This window comes from Amycolatopsis sp. NPDC114503, assembly GCF_055633655.1.
This window is the reverse complement of sequence record NZ_JBVKDT010000016.1, coordinates 108,614-120,156: the sequence shown is the minus strand read 5'-3', so window position 1 is coordinate 120,156 and position 11,543 is coordinate 108,614. Positions and strand designations below refer to the sequence as shown.

At 68.5% G+C, this 11,543-nt stretch carries 11 protein-coding genes; 6 read left to right on the top strand and 5 right to left on the bottom strand.

Annotation, left to right across the window (positions count from 1 at the left end):
- The first annotated feature begins 26 nt into the window (after positions 1 to 26).
- Together ACZ7OI_RS43000 and ACZ7OI_RS42995 are read left to right on the top strand one after the other, a co-directional pair.
- On the top strand, positions 27 to 1,064 hold the full coding sequence (locus tag ACZ7OI_RS43000; protein WP_470269861.1) for a polyprenyl synthetase family protein: 1,038 nt from the start codon (positions 27 to 29) through the stop codon (positions 1,062 to 1,064).
- Between the two features lie 12 nt (positions 1,065 to 1,076).
- Positions 1,077 to 2,531: a LapA family protein gene (locus ACZ7OI_RS42995; protein ID WP_470269860.1), complete on the top strand. Its 1,455-nt coding sequence runs from the start codon at positions 1,077 to 1,079 to the stop codon at positions 2,529 to 2,531.
- Positions 2,532 to 2,593: 62 nt separating this feature from the next.
- Here the strand turns inward: ACZ7OI_RS42995 and ACZ7OI_RS42990 are convergent, their stop codons facing one another.
- The 4 genes from ACZ7OI_RS42990 to ACZ7OI_RS42975 all read right to left on the bottom strand — a co-directional run bounded on the left by ACZ7OI_RS42990 (position 2,594) and on the right by ACZ7OI_RS42975 (position 7,074).
- Positions 2,594 to 3,658: a 2-oxoacid:ferredoxin oxidoreductase subunit beta gene (locus ACZ7OI_RS42990; protein WP_470269859.1), complete on the bottom strand. Its 1,065-nt coding sequence runs from the start codon at positions 3,656 to 3,658 to the stop codon at positions 2,594 to 2,596.
- On the bottom strand, positions 3,655 to 5,577 hold the full coding sequence (locus ACZ7OI_RS42985) for a 2-oxoacid:acceptor oxidoreductase subunit alpha (RefSeq protein ID WP_470269858.1): 1,923 nt from the start codon (positions 5,575 to 5,577) through the stop codon (positions 3,655 to 3,657). Before ACZ7OI_RS42985 ends, ACZ7OI_RS42990 begins: the two co-directional genes overlap by 4 nt.
- A gap of 279 nt (positions 5,578 to 5,856) precedes the next feature.
- Positions 5,857 to 6,618 carry an enoyl-CoA hydratase gene (locus ACZ7OI_RS42980; RefSeq protein ID WP_470269856.1) on the bottom strand — a complete coding sequence of 254 codons (762 nt, stop codon included), beginning with the start codon at positions 6,616 to 6,618 and terminating at the stop codon, positions 5,857 to 5,859.
- A gap of 12 nt (positions 6,619 to 6,630) precedes the next feature.
- Positions 6,631 to 7,074, bottom strand: a complete 444-nt coding sequence (locus tag ACZ7OI_RS42975; protein ID WP_037712217.1) for an Lrp/AsnC family transcriptional regulator — start codon at positions 7,072 to 7,074, stop codon at positions 6,631 to 6,633.
- 74 nt (positions 7,075 to 7,148) lie between these two features.
- On the opposite strand from ACZ7OI_RS42975, the gene ddaH reads away from it, so the two are divergent.
- Positions 7,149 to 7,994 (top strand): dimethylargininase, encoded by an 846-nt coding sequence (ddaH, locus tag ACZ7OI_RS42970; RefSeq protein ID WP_470269855.1) that lies wholly within the window; start codon positions 7,149 to 7,151, stop codon positions 7,992 to 7,994.
- Between the two features lie 27 nt (positions 7,995 to 8,021).
- Here ddaH and ACZ7OI_RS42965 read toward each other — a convergent pair whose 3' ends face one another.
- Entirely contained in the window at positions 8,022 to 8,882 is an 861-nt protein-coding gene (locus ACZ7OI_RS42965) for an alpha/beta fold hydrolase (protein WP_470269854.1), read from the bottom strand.
- A 97-nt stretch (positions 8,883 to 8,979) separates the two neighbouring features.
- Between ACZ7OI_RS42965 and ACZ7OI_RS42960 the strand changes: the two genes are divergently transcribed.
- From ACZ7OI_RS42960 to ACZ7OI_RS42950, 3 genes are all read left to right on the top strand, one after another.
- Positions 8,980 to 9,441, top strand: a complete 462-nt coding sequence (locus tag ACZ7OI_RS42960) for a CGNR zinc finger domain-containing protein (RefSeq protein WP_470269853.1) — start codon at positions 8,980 to 8,982, stop codon at positions 9,439 to 9,441.
- Positions 9,442 to 9,618: 177 nt separating this feature from the next.
- Positions 9,619 to 10,251 (top strand): polysaccharide deacetylase family protein, encoded by a 633-nt coding sequence (locus tag ACZ7OI_RS42955; protein ID WP_470269852.1) that lies wholly within the window; start codon positions 9,619 to 9,621, stop codon positions 10,249 to 10,251.
- Positions 10,252 to 10,738: 487 nt separating this feature from the next.
- Complete coding sequence (locus tag ACZ7OI_RS42950) at positions 10,739 to 11,437, top strand: glycoside hydrolase family 75 protein (RefSeq protein ID WP_470269850.1); 699 nt, start codon at positions 10,739 to 10,741, stop codon at positions 11,435 to 11,437.
- Positions 11,438 to 11,543: the final 106 nt, after the last annotated feature.

The following is an 11,543-nucleotide window of genomic DNA, read 5'->3' as shown; positions in this document are numbered from 1 at the left end:
CACGAGAGAGCGGAGCCGACGTGTCTGTGTCTTCACCACCTCCGGGGGCGGCCCGGGATGGCGCTGTCGAGGACCTGCGCGCGACCGTCGGGCTGCAGATCCAGGACGAGCCTTTGCTGCGCGCCCTCGCGGGCGGGCTGGCGGACGTCGAGACGATGCTGCGGGACGTCGTGAAGAGCGACGTGCCTGCCGTGCACGACGCCGCGTTGCACCTGGTCGAAGCGGGGGGCAAACGTTTTCGTCCGCTGTTCACGCTGCTGTCCGCGCAGTTCGGGCCGAAGCAGGGCGAGCAGGTGCTGATCGCGGCTGCCGCGGTCGAGCTGGTGCACTTGGCGACGCTGTATCACGACGACGTCATGGACGAGGCGACCATGCGCCGCGGCGCGGAGAGCGTCAACTCGCGCTGGGACAACACCGTCGCGATCCTCACCGGCGACTACCTCTTCGCGCACGCTTCGCGGCTCGTCGCCGACCTCGGCACGGACGCCGCGCGGATCATCGCCGAGACGTTCGGCGAGCTGGTCAGCGGGCAGATGCGCGAGACCGTGGGCCCTGGTCCCGGCGACGATCCGGTCGAGCACTACCTGACCGTGATCGCGCAGAAGACCGGTTCGCTGATCGCGACGTCGGGACGCTTCGGCGGCATGATGTCCGGCGCGGCCGAGGAGCACATCCAGGCGCTGCGCCGCTTCGGCGACATCATCGGCGCGGCCTTCCAGATCTCCGACGACGTCATCGACATCGCGTCGCCGTCGGTCGAGCTCGGCAAGGCGCAGGGCACTGACCTGCGGGAAGGCGTTCGCACGCTGCCGATGCTGTACGCGCTGGCCGACCCGGACACCGAACCGCGGCTCGTCGAGCTGCTCGCCGGCCCGATCACCGACGACGCCCTGGTGGCCGAGGCGCTCGAGCTGCTGCGCCGTTCCAGCGGCCTCGAACGCGCGCGGGAAACCCTTTCCGACTACGCTTCCCGAGCACGTGCCGAGCTCGCCTCGCTGCCCGCTTCCCCTGCGCGCGACGCTTGCGAGTCGGTCGCCGACTACCTGGTCGCGCGAACGTTCTAAAAGGGGCGGAAGATGTCCATTTTCGGGCAGGTGTGGCTCTGGAGCCTGCTGGCCTTCATCGTCGGCGCTGTCATCGCCTGGCTGGTGCTGGCGCGTCCGGCACGCAAGCGGGTACGCGAACTGGAAGCGGAACTGGCGAGCGCGCACGCCGACACGGCACGCGCCGCGGCCAGCACGCCCGCGCGCACCGCGGTGCTGCCGCCCGCGGAGGACTGGACCAGAGACCGCCGCGAGCACGCTCCGACGGAAGTCATCCAGGCGACGAGCGCTTTCGAGCCGGAAGCCGAGTACGACGCGGAATACCGCACGGCTCCGGAACCGGCGGCTCCGGTCGCCGCGGAGCCCGCGGCCTCTGTGGACTCTCCGGATCTCGCGGAGGACGACGTCGACGAGGCGTTCGCTCAGGCTGAGGCTCGCGAACACCAAGCGGCGAACGGTCTTTTCGACAGCGCGCCGGTCGAGAGCGCTCCGGAGAACTCCGGTTCGGCCTACCGCGCCGCGGCCACCGAGTACCTGCAGCCGGTCGACCGCGACACCGGTTCGCACCGCATCGCCGAGCCTGCCGAGGACCACGACAGCGGTTACCACCGCATCGCGGAACCGGCGGACGCGCACGAAAGCGGTTACCACCGCATTCCGGACCCGGCGGACGCGCACGACAGCGGCTACCACCGCATTCCGGACCCGGCCGAGGTTCCGGTGGCGGACTATCCCGCAGCGGACAGTCCCGCTGAGCAGGAGCAGGGCCATCATCTGACCGAACCGGCGGACGGTCTGTCCTCTTTGGAGCGTCGACTCGACCCGACTCCGTTGGACAGCACCGCTTCGGACCCCGAGCCGGTCTCGCTGTTCCGCCCGGGCCCGGGCCGCGCGCCCGAGCCGGAGCCGGCCTGGTTCAACCAGCCGGACGCGCCGCAGCGGTCGGCGTTCGAGGAACCCGCCGAACCAGTCGAATCGACCGTCGGTCACCTCGAAGAGGATTCGACGACCGATCATCTGATCCCGAACGCCGAGCCGGTCGCGGAGTCCACAGAGGACACTGCGGGCAACCAAGGCTTGCCGAAGCGGCAGCGCCGCGAATCCCCGCGCGGCGGTTTCGACGCACCGCAACCGATCCAGCCGTCGATGCGCCCGGTGGAGCGCCGCGAACCGGATCTCGCCGGTGGGCACAGCGGTTCGCTGTTCGAGCCGTCCGTGCAGCCGAACCAGGCCGCGATGGCCGCGCCGGAGCCGCCGCCCGCGAGGCAGACTGCTGACGACGCGGTGCCGCCGGGGCCGTTCGGTCCGGGTTCGGCGATGCCGCGTCCGGGCGGTGGCCGTCCGGCGGACGGTTTCACGGTGAAGGCGAGTGTGACGGCGTTGCGGTATTGCGGTGAGGATTCGCCGCAGTTCCCGAAGATGGTCGCCGAGGTGTGGTTCCGCAGCGCGGCTGACGCTGAGCGGGTCGGGTTCCGTCCCTTGCATTGAGTCCACATAAGACAGAGGCCGCCCTTCCCGAATCGGGAGTGGCGGCCTCTGTCGTAAGTGGACTAAGCGACGGTCCAGGTGTCCTTGCCCCGCAACAACCCCTGCAGGTCCGGCTTCCGGGCCTCGCGCGCCTGTTCGACCTGGGCGCGCGCGGCGTCGTCGTACGTGGGACGTTCGACCTGGCGCAGGATGCCCATCGGGACGTGGTTCAGGTTCTGGTCGCCGAGGCGGGAAAGCGCGAAGGCGTACGACGTGTCGGCGATCGACGGGTCGTGCACCACCAGGTTTTCCTCGCCGATCTCCGCGACCTTGCCGACGTCCAAACCGCCCCAGTCGCCGCGGCGGACGCCGAACTCGCTTTCCGGGCCGAAGCGGATCGGTTCGCCCGCGCGCAGCGGGATCAGCCGGGAGGCGGCTTCGTCCTTGTCCTTCAAGACATCGAACGCACCGTCGTTGAAGATCGGGCAGTTCTGGTAGATCTCCACCAGCGCCGAACCGCGGTGTTTCGCCGCTGCTTCAAGGACTTCGGTCAAGCCCTTGCGGTCGGAGTCCATCGCGCGGCCGACGAACGACGCCTCCGCGCCGATCGCCAGCGACAGCGGGTTGAACGGCGTGTCCAGCGAACCCATCGGCGTCGACTTCGTGACCATGCCCTGGCCGGACGTCGGCGAGTACTGGCCCTTGGTCAGGCCGTAGACCCGGTTGTTGAACAGCAGGATCTTGATGTTCACGTTGCGCCGCAACGCATGAATGAGGTGGTTGCCGCCGATGGACAGCGCGTCGCCGTCGCCGGTGACGACCCACACCGACAGGTCCGGGCGCGTGGTGGCGAGCCCGGTCGCGATCGACGGCGCGCGGCCGTGGATCGAGTGCATGCCGTAAGTGTTGAGGTAGTACGGGAAACGCGACGAGCAGCCGATGCCCGAGATGAAGACGATGTTCTCGCGCTTGAGTCCGAGCGTCGGCAGGAACGACTGCACGGCGTTGAGCACCACGTAGTCGCCGCAGCCGGGACACCAGCGCACTTCCTGGTCGGACTTGTAGTCCTTGGCCTTCTGCGGTTCGTCGGTGGTCGGCACCAGGTCGATGCCGCCCAATTGCGGCAGCCCGAGATCGATGGCGGTCACTTGACGCCCTCCGGAACGAGGTTGGCGATGATGTCGGAGAACACGTTCTGCAGTTCCTCGGCCTTGAACGGCAGGCCGGCGACCTTCGTGTACGAGTGGACGTCCACCAGGAACTTCGCCCGCAGCAGCAGCGAGAGCTGGCCGAGGTTCATCTCCGGGACCACGACCCGGTCGTAGCGGGCGAGCACCTCGCCGAGGTTGTGCGGCAACGGGTTCAGGTGCCGCAGATGCGCCTGCGCGATCGGCATCCCGAGCTTGCGCACGCGGCGGCAGGCCGCGCCGATCGGGCCGTAGGACGAACCCCAGCCCAGCGCGAGCACGCGCGCCTCGCCGGACGGGTCGTCGACCTCCAGGTCCGGCACGTCGATGCCGTCGATTTTCGCCTGGCGCAGCCGCACCATCTTGTCGTGGTTGTCCGGGTCGTAGGAGATGTGGCCGGTGCCGTCGGCCTTCTCCAGCCCGCCGATGCGGTGCTGCAGACCGGGAGTGCCCGGGATCGCCCACGCCCGCGCGAGCGTCTCCGGGTCGCGCACGTACGGCCAGAACTCGCCGGATCCGTTGTCGGAGTTGGGTTCCGACGCGAATTCCACGCGCAGGTCCGGCAGGTCCCCGACATTCGGGACCAGCCACGGCTCGGACCCGTTGGCGATCGCGCCGTCGGACAGCAGCAGCACCGGCGTGCGGTACTTCAGCGCGATCCGGGTGGCCTCGATCGCCGCGTCGAAACAGTCGGCGGGCGAAAGCGGCGCGATGATCGGCACCGGCGATTCGCCGTTGCGGCCGAACATCGCCTGCAGCAGGTCGGCCTGCTCGGTCTTGGTCGGAAGACCGGTGGACGGCCCGCCGCGCTGCACGTCGATGATCACCAGCGGCAGTTCGGTCATCACGCCGAGGCCGATGGTCTCCGACTTCAGCGCGACGCCCGGCCCGGACGTGGACGTGATGCCCAGCGCCCCGCCGTAGGACGCGCCGAGCGCGGCTCCGATGCCGGCGATCTCGTCCTCGGCCTGGAAGGTGATGATGCCGTAGTTCTTGTGCTTGGACAGTTCGTGCAGGACGTCCGAGGCCGGGGTGATCGGGTACGTGCCGAGCAGGATCTGCAGCCCGGACTGCTGTCCGGCGGCCACGATCCCGTACGCCAGCGCGGTGTTCCCGGTGATCTGCCGGTAGGTGCCCTTGTCCAGCTTCGCGGGCGCGACCTCGAAGGTGGTCGCGAACGATTCAGTGGTCTCGCCGTAGTTCCAGCCTGCCCGGAAGGCAAGGATGTTCGCCTCGGCGATGTCCGGCTTCTTCGCGAACTTCTCGCGCAGGAACCGCTCGGTGCCCTCGGTCGGCCGGTGGTACATCCACGACAGCAGGCCGAGCGCGAACATGTTCTTGCAGCGTTCGGCGTCCTTCTTGCCGAGGCCGGTGTCGGCGAGCGCGCCCTGGGTCAGGGTCGACATGGCGACCCGGTGCACCTGGAACGGCGACAGCGAATCGTCCTCGAGCGGGTCGGTGTCGTAGCCGACCTTCACCAGGTTCCGCTTGGAGAACTCGTCGGTGTTGAGGATGATCGTCCCGCCGTGCGGGACGTCGCGCACGTTCGCCTTGAGCGCGGCGGGGTTCATCGCGACGAGGACGTCCGGCCGGTCGCCCGGCGTGAGGATGTCGTAGTCGGCGAAGTGCACCTGAAAGGACGAGACGCCGGGGATGGTGCCCTGTGGCGCCCGGATCTCGGCCGGGAAGTTCGGCATGGTCGACAGGTCGTTCCCGAACGCCGCCGCCTCCGAGGTGAACCGGTCGCCGGTCAGCTGCATCCCGTCGCCCGAGTCGCCGGCAAACCGGATGACCACCCGGTCCAGCTTGTTCACCTCGGTGGACCGGGACGCGGTCAGCGCGCCGTTCCCGGCCGCGCTGCCGTTCGCACTGGTGCTCATGGGTCAGGGAATCCCTCTCTCCCGGCGTGCTGCGGGCCAGGGTCGGCTCCCCGGGGAGCCCGCCGAGGCCTGTTTCCGAGGTTACTCGCCACACGTCTGGCCGCGGTCGGAGTGCGGTCAAGTGTGGGGTACCCAGGCCCACCGGGGTGTCCTCGATCGTAGGGCGAATGGGGCCGCCGTCCGGAGTGACGCGCGTCTCTTGCCGCCCGTGCGGCACTGACCAGCAGTTTGCTCCAGGTTGAGGGTTCCCGGGATGTGGGAATTTGTGCGCGGTCCGGCTCAGCGGCCGCTGATGCGCGCCTTCATCGCGGCCAACCGCTCGGCGAATGCCGGTGCGGCCAGCGATTCCAACTGTGGAACGAGTTCGGCGTCGACCGCCGCGGCGTGTTCGGTCAGGCCGCTCGTCTGCCGCATAGTCCGCTTGGTGGACAGCACGACCTCGCGCGGCGCGGCGACCGTCGGGGCGGCGAGGTCGCGGGCGGCCTGGACCAATGCGTCGTGGTCACCATCCACAAAGCGCAGTGCGAACCCGACCCGTACTGCGGATTCCGCGGTAATGGTTTCGCCGAACAGCGCCATCGCGGACGCCTGCTGCGGACCGAGGATTCGTTGCGACATCCAGGTCATGCCGCCGCCGGGGTGCAGGCCCAGTTCGAGGAACCGCGGGATGAATTTGGCGTGCGGTCCTACGAGGCGGACGTCGGCGGCCAGCGCGAGGTTCAGACCAGCGCCGACGGCGGCCCCGCCGACCGCGGCGATCGTCGGCAGACTGCAACCGGCGACAGCGAGAAACCCCGCGTACACCGAGCGCAGCCCTTCGGCGTCGGCTTTGCCGAGCGCGGTGAGGTCCGCGCCCGCGCAGAACGCCGGCGGTGCGCCGGTAACGATCACGGCGTGCACGTTCTCGTCGGCTTCGGCGCGCGCGACCGCTGCGGCCAGCTCGGCGGAGAGGTCGAGGGTCAGCGCGTTGCGGCTCTTCGGGGCGTCGACGGTGAGCAGCGCGACGCCCTGGTCGTGCTCGCTGTGAATGCGGTCGGTCATCGCCCGAGCATCTCAGGAGGGCGTCGGTGGGCGCTCCAGCAGCCGGGACAACACGACCGTCGACACTGTCCGGTCGATGATTTCCAGTCCGCGCAGCCGTTCCAGCGCGGTCTCGAGGTGGTGGATGTCGGCAGCGCGCAGGTGCACGATCGCATCCGCCGCGCCGGACACCGTGTACGCGGCGACGACCTCGGTCAGCGGTTCGAGCCGGGCCCGGATCCGGCCGGGCGTGACGTTGCCCTGGCAGTGCACCTCGACGAACGCCTCGGTGCCCCAGCCGAGCGCCTCCGGGTCGACGACCGCGGTGAACCCGCGCAGCACGCCCGTTTCCAGCAGCCGGTCCACGCGCCGTTTCACCGCCGGGGCGGACAGCCCGACCACCTTGCCGATCTCCGCGTAGCTGGAGCGGGCATTGGCCACCAGGCAGGAAACGATTCGCTGGTCGATGGTGTTCACACGCAATGTTTAGCACGCAGGTGCGCAGTGAACAGCGATTGATTGCGAGATTAGGTCCACCTTAGCCTGGTTGCATGCAGGGAGAGGTTGTGCCGCCGCGGGTGCCCACACCCCGCCGTTACCTGATGTGCCCGCCGCGTTATTTCGCCGTCGACTACGCGATCAACCCCTGGATGGACCCCTCCAAGCCGGTCAGCGCGGACGTCGCCGTCGCGCAGTGGACCGAGCTGCGCGACACCTATCGCCGCCTCGGCCACACCGTCGAGGAGATCGACCCGCAACCCGGCCTTCCGGACATGGTGTTCGCGGCCAACTCCGGCACCGTCGTGGACGGGCGCGTGCTCGGCTCGCGGTTCCGCGCCCCGCAGCGCACCGCCGAGGCGGAGCACTTCCGCCGCTGGTTCCTCGAACACGGCTACCGCGACCTGACCATGCCGGAGAAGATCAACGAGGCCGAGGGCGATTTCGCCTGGACCGGAAAGCTGCTGCTGGCCGGCACCGGCTTCCGCACCGACCCGGCCGCGCACGCCGAGGCGCAGGAAGTGCTCGGCGTCCCGGTGGTGTCGCTACAGCTGATCGACCCGCGCTACTACCACCTGGACACCGCGCTGTTCGTGCTGGCCGAGGCGACGGACGCGGCGACCGCGCAGGTCGTCTACTACCCGGAGGCGTTCTCGCCGGGCTCGCAGCGGGTGTTGCGGCGGATGTTCCCGGACGCTGTGCTCGCTACTGCGGCTGACGCTGAGTGCTTCGGGTTGAACGGGGTGTCCGACGGGCGCAACGTGGTGTTGCCGGTCGAGGCGACGGAACTTGGTGCTCGGCTGGCCGAGCGGGGTTACGAGCCGGTGTATGTGGATATTTCGGAGCTGCGGAAGGCCGGTGGCGGGCCGAAGTGCTGCACGCTGGAGATCCGCAAGTAGGTCAGCGCGGGTAGTCGGAGCAGAGGGCTACCTCAAGACCCGGCCGAGGAAGCCGCGCAGGTAGCCCGCGACGACGTCGAGGTGGCTTTCCAGCAGGAAGTGTCCGCCGTCGATCAGGTGTACCTCGGCGTCCTTGGCGTCGCGGGCGAAGGCTTCCGCGCCGGCCGGGGCGAAGATCTCGTCGTTGCGGCCCCAGACGGCGAGCACCGGTACGTCGTGGGTGCGCAGGAATTCGTGCAGCCGCGGGTAAAGCGGGCGGTTGTGCTGGTAGTCGCGGAACAGCGCGAGCTGGATTTCGTCGTTGCCGGGGCGGGAAACCCGGGCGTGGTCGTGCTCCCAGGTGTCCGGGCTGACCAGGCTCGGGTCGGGGACGCCGTGCAGGTACTGCCAGCGGATGGCGTCGTAGCTCAACGCGGTGCGGACGGCCGGTTCGGTCTCCGGGCCCGGGTTCGCGCCGTAGGCCCAGAGGCCGGCCCAGAACGAGTCGACGAAGCCTTCCTCGTAACCGTTGCCGTTCTGCGTGACGATCGCGGAGATCCGCTCGGGGTGTTTGAGCGCGAGCCGCCAGGCGATCGGGGCGCCGTAGTCCTGGACGTAAACCGCGTAGCGGTCCAGGCCGAGCTGGTCGAGCAGGCCGGAGGTGAGGTCGGCGAGGGCGTCGAAGGTGTAGTCGAACTCGCCGGCCGAGGGGGCGGCGGAGTGGCCGAAGCCGAGGTGGTCCGGCGCGATCACGCGGTAGCGGTCGGCCAGCAGCGGGATGAGGTTCCGGAACATGAACGAGCTGGTCGGATACCCGTGCAGCAGGACGATCGCGGGCGCGTCGGCGGGACCGGCCTCGCGGTAGAAGAGGTCGTGGCCGTCGACGGCGGCCGTCCGGTGCTGGATCATGGCTAACCCCTTTGAGGTTTTAATCTGGTTAGGTGTTCGCCATGGAAGCATGGTCGAGCTAACCTGTCAAAGGGTTCAGTCTGGTTAGGGAGCTTCCATGGACGTGCTTGACCTGCTCAACAGCAGGCCGCTGGTCAACGGCGAGGAACAGGACGCGCTCGACCGGCAGTGGGCGCGGGGGCACGGCGGCGACGGGAGCGGCGCGGAGCTGGAGCTGTTGCGTCAGGCGCGGGATCTTCTGCGCGACGTCGTGCGCGGGGACAGCTCGCCGGATGTGTTGCGTCCGCTGCTCGACGGGGTGCGGCAGGTGCCGGAGGTTTCCGCGGACGGCTTGAGCTGGTCGGTTGAGGCGCCGTCGCACGCCCGGCTGGCGGTTGGGGCGGTTCTGGATTGGGCGGCGATCGAGAAGGATCTTCCGGGGCGGTTGCGGGCTTGCGCCAATGACGAGTGTCAGCTCTTTCTGCTCGACCGCAGCCGGGCCAACCGCGCGCGCTGGTGCTCGATGGCGGCCTGCGGCAACCGGGAGAAGGCCCGGCGCCACTACCACCGTAATCATTGAATCTTCACCCAAACGTGTGAAGCTGAAGGCTGTCTACAAGTGTGGACATATTCCGATTTTCCTGCGGAAGTGTTTTCTCCACGGTGGAAGTGCGTTGTTGACCATGGGATCAGTGCCGGTAACTACTCCGTTTGCGAATCCGATTAATCGGGTACGGTACGTCAGACGGGAGGCGCAATGATCACCTTTGCGGTGCACGGCATTGGCAAACCCCAGCGAGCGCTCGATCCGGGAGAGGACGAGCGGTGGATCACCGTGGAGCAGTTCGACGCGCTCCTGGACGTCGTCTCGGGGACCGATGCACAGCTCACCTTCGACGACGGGAACTCGTCGGATGTCGAGATCGCACTGCCGCGGCTGGTCGAGCGCGGGCTTTATGCCGAGTTCTTCCCGCTGGCCGGCCGGGTCGGCGAGCGCGGGTACATCGACCGCGACGGGCTGCGGCAGCTGGTGGACGCGGGGATGCACGTCGGATCGCACGGCTGGGACCGGCTGGACTGGCGGCGGCTGGACGGTTCGTTCGCGGTGCGCCGGGAACTGGACGAGGCGCCGCGGTTGCTGGAGCAGCTGAGCGGCACCCCGGTGCGGCGGTTTTCGCTGCCGGAGGGGCGCTTTGACCGGCGAGTGCTGACACATCTGCGCGAGGCCGGGGCGACCCGGGTGTACGCGAACGTCGGCGGGGTTCGCGGGGCGGCGCTGGTGCGGTCGCGGACGGAGATCCGGTCGGACCTGAACCCCCGCTGGGCGGAAGCGGTGAGCCGGCGACCGCGTCGATTCCCGGCACGCTGGGCGTCTCGGCCCGGTCGGTAGCTTGCGGCTAGGTGCGTGAAGGGGCCTTTCACGCACTTGGGCTTCATCGAGGGGCTCTTCCGGGGCGGGCTCCATCGAGGGCCTTCAGGGGCGGGGGCTCCGTCGAGGGGTCTTTCGTGGACGTGGCTTCTTCGCGGGCTTGGATTCGAGGGGTCCTTCGCAGGCGTGGGTTCCTCGAGAGTCTTCCGCGAGCCTGGATTCCATCGAGGTGCCCTTCGCAGACGCGGGCTCCATCGAAGGGCTTTCGCGAGCCTGGATTCCATCGAGAGACCCGTCACGGGCGTGGGCTCCATCGAGGGGCCTTTCGCGGGCCTGGATTCCCTCAAGGAGTCCTTCACAGACCCTGCTCCCTCCGCAGCCCCTTCACGGACTGCTCGGTTCGGCGGGAAAAAACACCCTCTTTTGGCGGGTTGTGACCGCATCCGTTCGGCGGCATCCTGAGCGCGCGCCGCCGTAAGGAAAGTTTCCTAATAAACAGGGAGCGTCGATGCGGAAACTCGTCCTGCTCGCGATTCTGGCGATAGCCGCCGCCGTCCTGCCCACCGCGCTCGCCTCCGCGGCGACCCCAGCCGCAAACCCGGCCTCGGAGGCAGTCCAGGCGGGCCCGACCGCCGACCAGATCCTCGCCAAGGTCGCCTCCTGCAAGCAGATCTCCAGCGGCAAATACAAAACCGACGAAGACTCCGGCAGTGCGACCGTCCCGGTGTGCGACGCGGGCAAGGCGGTCTTCTGGAAAGCCGACATGGACATCGACTGCGACGGTCAGCGCACCACCGAGTGCAACGAGAACACCGACTGCTGCTTCCTGTCCGACACCGCTTTCCCGCAATCCGACGGCAAACCGCTCAATGCCGCCAAACTTCCCTACATCGTGGTCCCGTCTTCGAGCAGTATCTGGAACTACGAAAACTCCGGTCTCCGCGGCGGCGGTTCCTGCGCGGTGATCTACAACGGCAAGGTCGAGTACGCGGTCATCGGAGACACCGGGCCGAACAAGATCATCGGCGAAGCGTCCTACGCGACGGCCAAGGATCTCGGCATCAATCCGGACCCGAAGAACGGCGGGGTCGACTCCGGCGTCACCTACGTGTGCTTCAAGAACTCGGCGGTGAACCCGATCGAGGATCACTCCGCGGCGACGAGCACGGGTGAAAAGCTGGCCTCCGCGTTCGTCGGCGGAAACTGAATTTTTCGAAGCTTCGGAAGGCATTCACTGCCCTTTCCGGACAACCGTGGGCAAATTCCCCTGCCGGTACGGCCGGATGGGGTAACCACCGGTCCGGTGGGCGGCG